The organism is Chryseobacterium sp. 2987, assembly GCF_031456375.1.
Classification (GTDB): domain Bacteria; phylum Bacteroidota; class Bacteroidia; order Flavobacteriales; family Weeksellaceae; genus Chryseobacterium; species Chryseobacterium vaccae.
In genome coordinates this window covers 190,886-203,570 of sequence record NZ_JAVDUN010000006.1, presented here as the reverse complement: position 1 = coordinate 203,570, position 12,685 = coordinate 190,886, and the positions used below count along the sequence as shown (strand labels likewise).

The 12,685-nt window shown below is 38.5% G+C and carries 14 protein-coding genes; 1 reads left to right on the top strand and 13 read right to left on the bottom strand.

Annotation, left to right across the window (positions count from 1 at the left end; genetic code table 11):
- Positions 1 to 36 precede the first annotated feature (36 nt).
- Positions 37 to 267 (top strand): hypothetical protein, encoded by a 231-nt coding sequence (locus J2Y40_RS18555; RefSeq protein WP_310000665.1) that lies wholly within the window; start codon positions 37 to 39, stop codon positions 265 to 267.
- Here J2Y40_RS18555 and J2Y40_RS18550 read toward each other — a convergent pair.
- From J2Y40_RS18550 to J2Y40_RS18490, 13 genes are all read right to left on the bottom strand, one after another.
- Positions 245 to 1,189 (bottom strand): glycosyltransferase family 2 protein, encoded by a 945-nt coding sequence (locus J2Y40_RS18550; protein WP_153397459.1) that lies wholly within the window; start codon positions 1,187 to 1,189, stop codon positions 245 to 247. The two genes, J2Y40_RS18555 and J2Y40_RS18550, sit on opposite strands and share 23 nt — an antisense overlap.
- 440 nt (positions 1,190 to 1,629) lie before the next feature.
- Positions 1,630 to 2,562, bottom strand: coding sequence for a glycosyltransferase (locus J2Y40_RS18545; protein WP_153397461.1), 933 nt, complete (start codon positions 2,560 to 2,562; stop codon positions 1,630 to 1,632).
- A gap of 1 nt (position 2,563) precedes the next feature.
- Entirely contained in the window at positions 2,564 to 3,502 is a 939-nt protein-coding gene (locus tag J2Y40_RS18540; protein WP_153397463.1) for a glycosyltransferase family 2 protein, read from the bottom strand.
- A gap of 4 nt (positions 3,503 to 3,506) precedes the next feature.
- Positions 3,507 to 5,303 (bottom strand): asparagine synthase (glutamine-hydrolyzing), encoded by a 1,797-nt coding sequence (gene asnB / locus J2Y40_RS18535; protein ID WP_310000661.1) that lies wholly within the window; start codon positions 5,301 to 5,303, stop codon positions 3,507 to 3,509.
- Between the two features lie 47 nt (positions 5,304 to 5,350).
- Positions 5,351 to 6,274: a glycosyltransferase family 2 protein gene (locus J2Y40_RS18530; protein WP_153397467.1), complete on the bottom strand. Its 924-nt coding sequence runs from the start codon at positions 6,272 to 6,274 to the stop codon at positions 5,351 to 5,353.
- 59 nt (positions 6,275 to 6,333) lie between these two features.
- Positions 6,334 to 7,002 carry an NAD(P)-dependent oxidoreductase gene (locus tag J2Y40_RS18525; protein ID WP_153397469.1) on the bottom strand — a complete coding sequence of 223 codons (669 nt, stop codon included), beginning with the start codon at positions 7,000 to 7,002 and terminating at the stop codon, positions 6,334 to 6,336.
- A gap of 79 nt (positions 7,003 to 7,081) precedes the next feature.
- Positions 7,082 to 8,008 carry a glycosyltransferase gene (locus J2Y40_RS18520; protein WP_310000658.1) on the bottom strand — a complete coding sequence of 309 codons (927 nt, stop codon included), beginning with the start codon at positions 8,006 to 8,008 and terminating at the stop codon, positions 7,082 to 7,084.
- Positions 8,009 to 8,022: 14 nt separating this feature from the next.
- A complete protein-coding gene (locus tag J2Y40_RS18515; RefSeq protein WP_310000656.1) occupies positions 8,023 to 8,886 on the bottom strand; it encodes a glycosyltransferase family 2 protein in 864 nt (287 codons plus the stop codon).
- A gap of 1 nt (position 8,887) precedes the next feature.
- Positions 8,888 to 9,784: a glycosyltransferase gene (locus tag J2Y40_RS18510; RefSeq protein WP_153397475.1), complete on the bottom strand. Its 897-nt coding sequence runs from the start codon at positions 9,782 to 9,784 to the stop codon at positions 8,888 to 8,890.
- Positions 9,785 to 9,787: 3 nt separating this feature from the next.
- The gene (locus J2Y40_RS18505) at positions 9,788 to 10,888 is read right to left on the bottom strand and encodes a DegT/DnrJ/EryC1/StrS family aminotransferase (protein ID WP_310000653.1); all 1,101 of its coding nucleotides are present in this window, start codon (positions 10,886 to 10,888) and stop codon (positions 9,788 to 9,790) included.
- A gap of 48 nt (positions 10,889 to 10,936) precedes the next feature.
- Positions 10,937 to 11,905, bottom strand: a complete 969-nt coding sequence (locus tag J2Y40_RS18500; RefSeq protein WP_153397479.1) for a ketoacyl-ACP synthase III — start codon at positions 11,903 to 11,905, stop codon at positions 10,937 to 10,939.
- 10 nt (positions 11,906 to 11,915) lie between these two features.
- Positions 11,916 to 12,146, bottom strand: a complete 231-nt coding sequence (locus J2Y40_RS18495; protein ID WP_153397481.1) for an acyl carrier protein — start codon at positions 12,144 to 12,146, stop codon at positions 11,916 to 11,918.
- 4 nt (positions 12,147 to 12,150) lie between these two features.
- Positions 12,151 to 12,678 carry a GNAT family N-acetyltransferase gene (locus J2Y40_RS18490; RefSeq protein ID WP_153397483.1) on the bottom strand — a complete coding sequence of 176 codons (528 nt, stop codon included), beginning with the start codon at positions 12,676 to 12,678 and terminating at the stop codon, positions 12,151 to 12,153.
- Between the last annotated feature and the right edge of the window lie 7 nt (positions 12,679 to 12,685).

The window sequence follows — 12,685 nt, the reverse complement described above, 5'->3', positions numbered from 1 at the left end:
TTGCTATAGAATACTATTTAACCTGAATTAGGGTTAATGAGTTTAAATATAAAAGGTTGGAAGATGGAAGAAGGAGGCTGGAAATTACTTTTAGCTATAGATACTGAAAGCCTCTATAAAATCAGATTAGCTAAAAAAGATGACAATTCATTATTGATGACCTTCAGAACCTCCCTCTTTCGTCTCCCAGCTTCCAAGCTCTATAAATCAAAAATTCTTATCCCGAACCCTGAGGTTATTTATATTATGAAAATAGAGAATGTTTGAAGTTGATGTTGTATAATCCGGATTGTATACTCCTGAAATCTGTAAACAGGTATTTTATAACCATTCCCCACTTGTGCGTTCTGGGAGCGTTGGCAATTTTAAAACTCCGCTGCATTCTTTTAATGTGAAGCTTTACATGGTCAGGAATGGTATCTTCACTTTGAGACCACCGGCTCACCTCATTCCAAAGAAGTGCTCTTGAAATGGCAGGATCTATTATGCCAGTATCCACTTTAGTGATTCTGTTATCTTCATGTACTCCTCTCATGGCAACAGCCTTATCCAGAATACCGGGATAAAGGTCAAGATAGTAGGATAATCTAAAGAGGAATTCAGTATCTTCGTGAAGCCTTAGGACTGGTTTAAAGAGCGTATCCATTTTTTTCATTAAAGAGTCCCGCCGAATGGTAAGGGTATCTATGCTGAAAAGCCCAAAACTGCCCAGCATATGGATCTGGCCCAGAAAAACTTCATCAGGACTGTGTTTTTTATAAACTGTAGTCAGTCTGTCTCTGAATAGCTGATAATATTGTTCTTTTGCCTTTTCTGAGTAGTAATGTACACCAAGAGCTCCATAAACCCCTTCTACTTTAGGATCTGTGAAAAGTTCTTTTTCTGCATCAAATCTGTTGGGAAGGTAGTAATCATCAGCGTCCAGAAAAGCAATGAAATCCCCTGTTGCTTTTGTCATTCCTAGGTTTCTGCTGGGGCCGGCACCATGATTTTTCTGATCAGGATGTTGGTAAAGCTTTACTCTGTTATATTTTTTTTCAAGTTCGCGGCATATTTCCAGTGCATTATCCGGAGATTGGTCTTCAACCAGAATGATTTCATATACTTCCTCGAACTGCAGAGCCGATTCAACGGCATAAGCCACAAATTTTTCTGCATTATAAACGGGAATGATTACTGAGATCTTCATTTACTTTTGTGGAAATTTGAATGATTTGTGTTTATTTTTCTTATTGGCGGGTATTAGATTCTTTGATGAATAAAAGAGATGTTTTTACAAAATAATATAAATAATACCGCAACTGCAACCAGAATAAGTATTTTTAACATATGATGCTGGTAATTCTTTTTTTTTCTTCCTTAAAAATAATTAAAAATATTCTTAAAATTCTCTATTTAATGAAATATTATTTTAACTTTTATGAAATGCTTTAGAATGAAGTCATCTTGATCTTGACTGCTATAGTAGCTTAATACTGTTTTTTACCAATTATTCAAAATTAGATTATTTATTTTAGAGATAAAATAATGGATATCCATCATTTTACAGAGTGAGAAATAGTGATGCATCTTTAATAAACATGAGGTTTATAACCATTATCTTCATTGAAAACTGCTGGGAGCCATAGATCAATGGGTATATGTAAATCTGTATTTCGTTTTCAATATTCTTGGATCTTTAAGAATGGCCATAAAAACACCGGAAATCTTAGATAGTCCTTTTTTTTCTGATAACTCAAACGCTTTTTTCTGGAGTTCAATATGCCGGGCCGCATCTTTATCCGGCCGCACAGCTTCAGACCATTGAAAAAGGGAGTTCCAGAAAAGAAACTGCCTCTGGTTATACTGAGGAGAATATTTTACAATTTTGGTGATTCTGTTATCATCATGCATTCCCCTGATGGCTACGGGCTGATCAATAGTTCCGGATTTCAGATGACAATGATAAGCCAGCTTAATAATAAAATCTGAATCCTGATGCAGACGCAGACTTTCATTGAAACGCAGGTTCTTAGATTCAATAGAAGATCTTTTTACAGTAAGAGCATCCAATGTGAAAAATGAGCCGAATTTTCTTGGGGTAAGCCCTAAAAGACCTCTGAAGACCTCCTTCTCTTCTGCTTGGTAATTAACCGTCAAAAGATACTGATCATTAATATTGGATAAGCATTCTTCTTTCCCTTTTTCCGTGAGATATTCTGTTCCTATGGCATTGAAAACGCCTTCAATTTCAGGATCTTTAAAAATTTCTTTTTCTGCGTCAAAACGATTGGGAAGGAAATAGTCGTCAGCATCCAGAAATGCAATAAAATCAGAAGAAGCCTTTTTCATTCCCAGATTCCTGCTGGCTCCGGCTCCATGGTTTCTTTGATCAGGATGCTGGTAAAGCTTTACTCTTTCATATTTCCCGGCAAGTTCCCTGCATACGAGCAGTGCGTTATCCGGAGACCGGTCTTCCACAAGAATAACTTCCTGTACCTCATCGAACTGCAGTGCTGATTCTACAGCCTTGGAAACATATTTTTCGGCATTGTATACAGGAATGATTACTGATATTTTCATTTTATCGGCGATAATAGGTAAAACGATATCTAGTCTTTAATATCTCAGGGTTTTTCATGGCTTCCAGAAATATGCAGGCATATTTATTTATCCCTTGTTTTAAAGCAAGATCAAATGATTTATAGATTAGATAAATTCTCTTTTTATATTCATTGGGTAACTTCTTGGATAAAGACCAATTGTAGAGAGAATTCCAGTACAATAGCTGCCGTTGATTGTATTCTGGGGTATACCTTACGATTTTGGTAATTCTGTTGTTGTCATGAATGCCTCTCATAGCAATAGCCCGATCTATAATACCTGTTTTCAGATAGCAATGATAAGCAAGCCTGATGGTAAATTCTGTGTCCTGATGTAGGCGGAGAGCCGGATTAAAACGTAGTCCGTGGCGGTCCAGAGACTGCTTTTTTATAGTCAGTGTATTCAGGGGTATTGATGTACCGAAAAATTTAGGTGAAAGCCTTAAAAGGCCCCGGAAGACGTCTTCTCCTTCTGCAGGATAATTTACCGTACTCAGTGAGACGTTTTGAAATTTAGACTGAAATTCCTGTTTTCCTTTCTCAGTTAAATATTCTGTGCCGATAGCTCCGAATACCCCTTCAATATTGGAGCTTTTAAAAATTTCTTTTTCTGCATCAAAACGGTTGGGAAGATAAAAATCATCTGCATCCAGAAAAGTAATAAATTCTTCAGATGCTTTTTCAATACCGAGGTTTCTGGTGGCTGCGGCGCCTCTGTTTTCTCCGTCAGGATGCTGAAATAACCTGATCCTGGAGTTTTCAGCTGCCAGTTTCCGACAGACCTTCAGAGAATCATCTGTTGATCCGTCTTCAATAAGGATAATTTCTTTTACTTCTTCTAACTGAAAGGCTGAGGTTACTGCTTTTTCTAAAAGCCCTGCTGCATTATAAACGGGTATGATAACGGAAACTTTAATCATTATCTTATAATATGGATGCGTTATTATCTGCCCAAAGTGCCAGCTGTAAGATGTTCCAGTGTTTTTCATCCTTATTCAGGAATTGCTGCACTGCTTTAAAATCTATATAGCTGAAAACTTTATGATTCGGATTTTTCAGCAGATCATCAGAAAGCTGCATCAGATTGTCTTCTGCAAACCAGTTTTTCACCCCTAATCCAAAGCCCTGCTTGTGTCGTTTTCTGATGGTTTCCGTCCAATAGGAGCCCATTGCTTCACGAAGAATGATTTTATCGTTGGTATCATCCAGCTTCAGCTGATCTGGAAGCTGAATACAGAATTCTGCAAAATCCAGATCAAGGAACGGAGTACGTACTTCCAGTGAATTGGCCATAGCCATCCGGTCTGATTTTACCAGCATATTGGCAGGGACATAATTTTCAAGATCCACTCGCATAATATCATTCAGAGAATCTGTATCAGGGGTGAAACTGAAGTTCTGGACATAATCAGAAGTAATCCCCAGCAGGCTACGCTCCTGTTTACTGAAGGCATTTCTTACGGAATTCAAATGAAAATCCATGATGGATGAATATTCAATGTTTTTCCGGGTAAGATATGAGGTTGTTTTCAACTTCTGATACAGTTTCAGACCAAACTGTGCGACAATATTTTTATAGCTGAAGTGATTTCTTAATTTGTTTTCAACGGTATAGAAATGATAGCCTCCGAACAATTCATCACCTACATCTCCTGATAATACGACGGTTAATTTTTCCCGGGCATATTTACAGATTTCATAATGAGGAATGAATGAAGCATCGGCAAAAGGTTCATCAAAAAAAGGAGAGATTTTTAAAAGTGATGCTGCAAGATCTTCTTTCTTTTCATGAACTTCTATATGATTGGTATTGTATTTATCGGCAATTTCTTTGGCATATTTCAGTTCATTGTCTTTATGATCATATCCGAAACTAATGGTTGTCTGGCGGGGAAGAAATTCATCAACTAAAGCGACTACAGATGAAGAATCCAGCCCTCCGCTTAGAAAGCTTCCTACTTCCACATCTGCAATAAGCTGCTTTTTTACTGCATTTTTAAGCAGGTAAAGAAACTCATCTTTAGCATCGGAAAGACTGATTGTCCTGTCTTTTGCCGGAATGCTGTAATAACGGGAGACTGAAATTTTCCCATCTTTCCATATCAGCTGGTGAGCAGGAGGAAGGGTAAATATATTGCTATAAATACTTTGATACGTACTTACATAGCCGTACTGAAGATAGTGGGAGAGTGCATCATTGCTTACTTTAGGACTTATTAATCCTGAAGCCAGAATCGCTTTGATCTCTGATGCAAAAATAAATTCATTATTATTTCCTATAGCGTAATAAAACGGTTTTTCTCCAAAACGGTCTCTTGCACAGAAGAGCTGCTGCTTCTGATCGTCCCAGAGTGCAAATGCAAACATACCCGGAAGATCGTGGATGAGGTTTTCCTGTTTTCTCTGGTACATCGCCAGAATGACCTCCGTATCTGAACCGCCGTGATAAGGATATTCAGCATATTTTCTCTTAAGATCCTGGTAGCCGTAAATTTCACCGTTCAGAACAATACATTCATTTCTTGTATTGGAGAACATGGGCTGTTTTCCATTGTCAGAGAGGTCGATAATGGAAAGCCTGCGGTGCCCCAGAGCGGCGTGATCATAAAATTCATAGTGTGAAGAGTCGGGACCGCGGTGGATCATAGAGTCGGTCATTCTCCGGATCTCTTCCTGATAATTCCTGGCATTACTGCTTATGATTCCTGCTATTCCGCACATATTATGTTGTTTTTCATCATTAATCTTTCATTTATGTGTATGCTAATTTACGACAGATTAAGAAAAGTAGCTCCTTTTTGGGCCACCATATTTCTGAAACTGATCAATTGCTTTTCATCGGAAGAGATTTTTTTATACTTCTGAGATAAGGTTTTATATTGGGCCATGTTGCCAAGGATAAAATTCTTGATCATACTCTGTCTGAGCGCTTTTTTTTCGAGATGCACAGCATCAGGAAGATTAGGATTCATAGCATTGATCTCAATCCTGACATTTTCAAATTTTGTATAATCTATTTTGTCCAGTTTCTGTACTCCGTCATGTACGGCTTTGCTGCCCGGGATCAGTAATACTTTTTTCTGATGAAAATGAATACGGTTTACAAACTCATTATCTTCACCATAATGGAAAAAATAAGGATTAAAACCTCCTACAGTTTCTATTGTTTTTCTGGGAAGCAGCCAGTGGGCTGCATTCACAAATCTGATTTCATAATAGGGTTTCAGGGTTTGAAAATACAGATCAGAGATCATTCTTGTTTTTTCATAGTTGCTGGCAATGTACTGATCCAGAAAAATATCGAGATATTTTTCTGAGCCGTCGATATGGATGGGGCTTATAATGCCTATGCTGCTCTGATCTGGATGGACATTATAAACCTCAATCATTTCTTCCATGGTATCCCGGTACAGCCATGCATCCTGATTCATCAGGTAAAAGAAATCTGCACCTTCTTTGTATGCTTTTTCAATACCGATATTATTAGCCTTTCCGAATCCAAGGTTGGTTTCTGACTGTGTAAAATCTACTTCAGGAAAATGAGTTCTGATATATTCCTGGGTACCGTCTGAAGATCCGTTGTCTATAACGAAACATTTTACGGGAAGTGAAGAATTCCTGAGGCTGGTAAAGCACCTTTCTGCCCATTTCATGGCGTTGTAGGTAACAATAATGATGTGGATCTTTAGCATTTTCAGATATGGATTTTAGGTTCAGTCCGGTTTTATAATAACGTGAATAAGAGATATTTTTAAATATACTTTCGGGTTAAAGTTTCCAGATAATCCTGGGGGCTTATTCCTGTAAAAAATGTACTGATATTTTCATTGAAATCTACCTGATAGAAATCTCCTTCATCAGTTTCCGAATAACTGGCTTCTTGCCCGGTCTGCTTTTCTATAGCATTCACAATCTCTTTAAGATCATAATAATAAGGGAAAGCAAGGTTGATAATTTCATTGTGTAAATCCAGACAATGCCTGCTCAGAAATCCCGAAATGTCATCAATGTCAAGCAACAGCCTTCTCGCCTTAAGATGCATGGCAAAATCATGGCCGTCAGCGATCTGTTTTTTCAGGAAATTAAAAAGGGTATTTGGGTTGCCACCTTTTCCTACAATGTTTCCTATTCTCAGGATCAGAAAATTACCGGAATTTTTGATAAGATAATTTTCAGTCACTTTTTTATGCTGAACATATGGGCTATTCTGTTTCGACTGGTCGTGAATGCTTAATGTAGAAAAATAAACGATCTTTTTTTCTTTGTTTTCTTCGTGAACTGATCTCAGGAGAGACAGCTCTCTTTCAAATTCTGAGGCTCTTGTTTCCAGAGAATTAGAAACGCCTGAGGCAAAAAAGACAATATCTTCTCTGTCATAAGGCCTTACAGCATTTGCTATGATACCATTACCGATGATCATGGGTTAAATATTTTCATTAATTGTGTTATGTGCGGGGAACAATACTTCATATCTTTTACGGCACTGATGCCAGGCAGTTTTATTTAAGGTAATCAAAGATATGAAAATAGTATTTCATTTTTATTCCGGCTATCAATCGTTTCAAAGGGGAAAGGCTTTTCATATAATCTTTGTAATACTGAAGACAGTATTCTTTGTATCCGTCTTTCAGTGAAGGACTCAGTTGAAGGTTTGAAATTGTTTCCTTTACAAAAGTATTTCGCCTGAATACAGAAAAAAGCGCTTCTCTGGTTATCGGAGGTTTTTCGGAAGCCTTGAGTTTGGAGAATGTGTTAAATCCAATGCTTTGTTTGGGATGAATCCGGTATTCTCCCAGAATAGCGGTATCTGTTTGTACCGAATTTTTATCGGCAGCCAGCAGCAGCAATTCATAGTCGTGGATAATTACAGGATTTATTTTCTGTAACGGGAGATGTTCTTTAAGAAAGGTATTCCGGATGGCCATGCTCATTCCGGGGAATATATTTCCCTGAAATAAAATTCTTTTGATGACGTCTTGAGGTCCGGTAAACTGATCTGGTCCGTTGGTATCAAGATCCCAGTAGGTTATTTCGTCAGTACTGTTTACCGGTTCTCCGAAAAGTTTAATATTATGACAGATGATATTAATTTGTTTCTCATTTTTAAAGAGCCGGGTAATATATTCATTTTTATGAGGATACCAGCGGTCGTCCTGATCACAGAGGAAAACAATGTCACCCGTACACAGGCTCATTGCTTTTTCAAAATTGCCTACATAGCCTAAGTTTTCGGAATTTTCATAGACTTTGATGAGGTTCGGGTGTTTTTCTGAATAATTTTTCAGGATTTTTACCGTGCCATCTGAAGATTGGTCGTCACAGACGATGATCTCGGATACCGGAAGAGTCTGGCTCAGGATGCTGTCCAGTTGTTCGGCAATATAGGTTTCACCATTGTAGGTGCAAAGGGCTACGGATGAGGTCATTTGTGTGTTAGGAATCAGTTCTTTTTTTGAAAAAGGCGGTAATAATATTTTTTTAAAGCCAGGTATCCGGATACCGCCCGTCCGCCTGTCACTTTATTGAATTCATTTCTCTGCTGAATGTACTGCTTAGAACGTACTTCTATAATATGATAAACCAGCCTGTCGTGAAGATCATCTCCGTACAATTTTTTCAGAATGGGAAATATTCTGATTCTCTGTTGGAGAATTTTATAAAGATCAGAGGACATGCTGTTGTTATTGTCTTCTTTACGGTAATGGGCCAAAGGCTCATCTACCAGAAGGACTTCGGGGTTGTCTTTGGTGATATGGATCCACATCAGCCAGTCTTCACAGCTTGTTAGTGAAGTGTCAAACCAAAACCCTTCCAGAAGTTTCTTGGAAACAAGAGCGCAGTGGATTGGAATGCTGAACTTCAGATCCCATCCGAATACAATCCCTTCAAATGTTAAAAAATCCTGTTCAACCCGGTTGTATCCGGAAAGATGTAATCCGTTTTTATAGATGGTGAACTGGCTTACGGCCAGCGGATATTCTTTATCTGTGGAAAGGCTTTTTGAAAATTTTCCCTTATGAATTGTATCATCAGAATCCAGAAACTGAACATAGTCTCCGGAAGCCTTTTCAAGACCTGTGTTTCTGGCAGAGGATAAGCCACCGTTTTCTTTATATACATACTGAAAACGACTGTCTTTTTCCGCCCATTTTTTGGCCACCGTTTCCGTATGATCTGTAGAACCGTCATTCACAATAATGCATTCCCAGTTCTGATGGGTCTGGTCAAGAACCGACTGCAGGCATTCGTCCAGATAGACGGCCTGGTTGTAGCAGGGAACAATGACGGAGACTTTGGAATTCATTTTAAACAATTTTATTTAACAGTTTGTACAGCGGAACGGGAAGCCAGTTTTTCAGAGCGAGGTCCAGCCTTTTTATGCGAAACGGATACTGATGATAAGCACTGATGTATTCTGAAGGAAGCTTTACCCCTGAAAAATAATATTTCTGGGTAAATCCGTTGATCCGATCTTTGACCAGACCTTCTTTATCAAACATCATTTGCAGAAGAATAGTTTCCATTTCAATCTTTTCTGCTTTTATTTTGGAAATATTTTCCGGGTGCATCCGGTAATACGCAAGCTTTTCCGGAATGTAGGCAATCAGATATTTTTCACTGATTTTCAGCCACCGGAAATAATCATCTACAATAAATTTGGTGTCATATTTTCCGGTTTCCCTTAAAGCATGGGTTCTTAATAATACCGTGAGGGCAGCAATCCTGTTCCCTCTTATAAGTTCTTTTCTGAAAATAGGAGGATCAATATTTCCTAAAGCATCATAATCCGCAATATCCTGAATGATAGAGCTGTCGTTGTCTATCGTATGAGTATTGGTAAAAACCATTCCGTATTCTTCGCCCAGATTTTCAAGTCTGGAAACGCATTTCTCAATGGCATTGGGGTGAAGAAAGTCATCGGCTGCTAAAAGCTTGATGTATTTCCCCTTCGCCAGTGCGATACATTCATTGAGCATGGCTGCCAGACCTGTATTTTGGGTATGGAAATTCTTTTCAGCGGAATAGCTGTTTTTCTGAAGCCACTGATCAATAACGGCCGCCGAATGATCGGGGGAAGCATCATCACCTACGATCAGCTGAATGTTTCCGTAGGTTTGATTTTTAATGCTGTCCAGATTTTCCCTGATAAACATGGAATGATTATAGGAAATAACAACGACGGTTACTAACGGCTGCTCCATGTATTAAAACTCGTTTACTGCTTTAATGATCGCCTGAATCTCTTCCTCTTCCAATACTGAAGAAATGGGAAGGCTCAGCACTTCTTCGTGCATTTTTTCGGTAATAGGGAAGGACAGATTATTATATTCTTTATACGCTTCCTGCTTGTGTGGAGGAATAGGGTAGTGAATGATTGTATGAATTCCTTTTTCCGTAAGGTGGGCCTGAAGTTCATCTCTTTTTTCAGTTCTGATCACGAAAACATGCCATACGTGTTCTTTTTCGTCGGCAGGGTTTTCAGGAAGGATGATTTTCGGATTATTGATTTCCGAAATGAATCTTTTAGCTACTTCTCTTCGGGTATCGTTTTCATGACTGATGTATTTCAGTTTTACATCCAGAACGGCAGCCTGCAGCTCATCCAGCCTTGAATTCAAACCTTTGTAAATGTTTACATATTTTTCGTTTGAACCGTAGTTGGCCAATGCGCGGATGGCTTCATACAGCTCTTTGTCATTGGTGGTTACCGCTCCTGCATCGCCCAAAGCTCCTAAGTTTTTACCAGGATAGAAGCTGAAACCTGAAGCATCACCAAGATTTCCCGATTTGATGCCGTTCCATTCTGCTCCGATAGCCTGTGCATTATCTTCTACGATCTTCAGATCATATTTCTGGGCTATATTTTTAAGTTCTTCAGAGAAAACAATTCTCCCCTGAAGGTGAACGATAAGAATCGCTTTTGTTTTTGGAGTGATCTTTTCTTCGATCTTTGAAATGTCGATATTGTAAGTGCCTGGATCCGGTTCTACGAAAACAGGAACCAGCCCGTTGTCTGATAAAGCCAGTACAGAAGCGATATACGTATTGGCAGGAACAAGAACTTCGTCACCGGCTTTCATAATGCCCATTTCAATATATCCGCGGAAGATAAGACGCAGGGCATCCAGTCCGTTGGCTACCCCTACGGCATATTTTGCCCCGATGTAGTTGGCTAAATTGGTTTCGAAGTTTTTAAGTTCACCGCCTAGTAAATACCAGCCGCTTCGGAAAACTTCCAGTAATTTGTTCTCTATTTCTTCCTGATACCGTAAATTGATCTTCTGAAGATCAAGAAATTTTACCATAGTATTATTTTTTTTAATGATAACCCCTGAACAGGGAAGTTATGCTCATTATTTTTTTCTTAAACACACTGCGCCCCATGAATAACCTACTCCAAAGCCTACCAACATGATGTTTTTTAAATCTCTTGCAGTCATTGAATTTTTAAAGGCAATGGGAATTGTTGATGATACGGTATTTCCGTAGTCAAGCATATCGATCACGAAATTTTCCTGAGGAATGTTAATTCTTTTTCTCAGGAAATCAAGCATGAATGTATTAGCCTGATGGAAGATGAAGGTATCAATATCACTCTTTTCAAATCCGTTTTTTTCCAGGTTTTCTTTGACAAGGCCCGGAATGGCTTTTGAAGTGAAGTCGAAAATTTTCGGACCGTTCATGTGAAGATAATTGTCTTTATCCTCTTTATCCTCTGTTTTCTTATTTCTTACGGCACCGTTTTTAACGATGAGGTTTTTGGCGCCTTCTCCGTCAGTTCCTACCGAGAATTTCAGAATTTCAAAATCTCCGTTTTCCGAGATCAGGGTTGCTGTAGCGGCATCACCGAAAAGGCTGATGTTTCCTTTATCATCTTCATGGATGTGCTTTGAATAGGTTTCTGCTGTTATTAAAACCACATTCTTCATCATTTTGGCATCAACAAGTGCGTTGGCAAGAGATAATCCGTAAATATACCCGGAACATCCCTGGTTGATGTCAATCGCTCCACAGCTTGTATTCAGGCCGGCCTGGGACTGAACGAGACAGGCAGTGGCAGGCAGGAAGTAATCAGGACTTTGTGTACAGACGATAAGATAATCAATCTCAGATTTATCAATGCTGTATTCTTCAACAAGTTTGTTGAGGGCTTTCACTGCGATGTCGGAAGTATATTCGTCATCACCGGTAATATTCCTGTTTCTGATTCCTATTTTTTCAAGAATCTTATCGCTTTCCCAGTCCGGAAATTTAGCTGAAATCTCTTCATTGGAAATAACAGTACCCGGAATGTATGTTGAAATATGTTTGATAAAGGCCATTGTTCAGTATTTATTGTTTTTTCTCAGAAACAAATGAATACAAAGCGTTTATAGTATTTAAAGCGGTGATTTGCTCAGGCTCCATATCAACACCGTATTCGTCTTCAATCATTACTTTGATGACCATTGCCGTAAGGGAATCCCAGTAGCTTTCTTTACTGTATTCTGTTTCAGGGGTGATCGTTACGTCTGTATTTTCCAGCTGAGACTGAAATTTTTCAATGAATTCGTTAATTGACATATGATTAAATTTTAAATTTTTTAAGAATATCCGGCAGTACGGAATTAAATGTATCCCTGCTCAGCAGATAGTAATTGTTTTCCTCATCAGTTTTTACCAGTTCGGGTTTGAAAAGCCTATGGTAGCTGTTGACGGAAGTATTCTGTTTTCTTACTTCAAACTGGACGGTATCAAATTTCAGTTCATTCAGAACATAGTCTTTCACAGCCATGTCTACTTTTATTGAGTTTTTGATGTTGGCGTAATCCGGTTTTGAAACCCAACTTCCTATTTCCGGCAGCCCGGATTCTATTTTATAAACTCTGTAAGTTGCGAAATCTTCATTGTTTTCGTCATAGGCTATAAAATAGTATTCCTTTTGTTCCTGTTCACGCACTTTATAGTTTAAAATCCACTGTTTCTGTGCTTCTACATCCGGAGATGTTTTTGAAATAAACCTCGATTTTTTCTCATTATTCCTGATGGAAACGATGAATTCAGCATCGTCCGCATCAACGAGTCTCAGTTTAATTCCTTTATATTCAATGATCATTTTAATG

Bases quoted from the DNA above. Each gene is read 5' to 3' on its own strand.
- J2Y40_RS18555 (WP_310000665.1), top strand. From the start codon at position 37: ATGAGTTTAAATATAAAAGGTTGGAAGATGGAAGAAGGAGGCTGGAAA.
- J2Y40_RS18550 (WP_153397459.1), bottom strand. From the start codon at position 1,189: ATGAAGATCTCAGTAATCATTCCCGTTTATAATGCAGAAAAATTTGTG.
- J2Y40_RS18545 (WP_153397461.1), bottom strand. From the start codon at position 2,562: ATGAAAATATCAGTAATCATTCCTGTATACAATGCCGAAAAATATGTT.
- J2Y40_RS18540 (WP_153397463.1), bottom strand. From the start codon at position 3,502: ATGATTAAAGTTTCCGTTATCATACCCGTTTATAATGCAGCAGGGCTT.
- asnB (WP_310000661.1), bottom strand. From the start codon at position 5,303: ATGTGCGGAATAGCAGGAATCATAAGCAGTAATGCCAGGAATTATCAG.
- J2Y40_RS18530 (WP_153397467.1), bottom strand. From the start codon at position 6,274: ATGCTAAAGATCCACATCATTATTGTTACCTACAACGCCATGAAATGG.
- J2Y40_RS18525 (WP_153397469.1), bottom strand. From the start codon at position 7,002: ATGATCATCGGTAATGGTATCATAGCAAATGCTGTAAGGCCTTATGAC.
- J2Y40_RS18520 (WP_310000658.1), bottom strand. From the start codon at position 8,008: ATGACCTCATCCGTAGCCCTTTGCACCTACAATGGTGAAACCTATATT.
- J2Y40_RS18515 (WP_310000656.1), bottom strand. From the start codon at position 8,886: ATGAATTCCAAAGTCTCCGTCATTGTTCCCTGCTACAACCAGGCCGTC.
- J2Y40_RS18510 (WP_153397475.1), bottom strand. From the start codon at position 9,784: ATGGAGCAGCCGTTAGTAACCGTCGTTGTTATTTCCTATAATCATTCC.
- J2Y40_RS18505 (WP_310000653.1), bottom strand. From the start codon at position 10,888: ATGGTAAAATTTCTTGATCTTCAGAAGATCAATTTACGGTATCAGGAA.
- J2Y40_RS18500 (WP_153397479.1), bottom strand. From the start codon at position 11,905: ATGGCCTTTATCAAACATATTTCAACATACATTCCGGGTACTGTTATT.
- J2Y40_RS18495 (WP_153397481.1), bottom strand. From the start codon at position 12,146: ATGTCAATTAACGAATTCATTGAAAAATTTCAGTCTCAGCTGGAAAAT.
- J2Y40_RS18490 (WP_153397483.1), bottom strand. From the start codon at position 12,678: ATGATCATTGAATATAAAGGAATTAAACTGAGACTCGTTGATGCGGAC.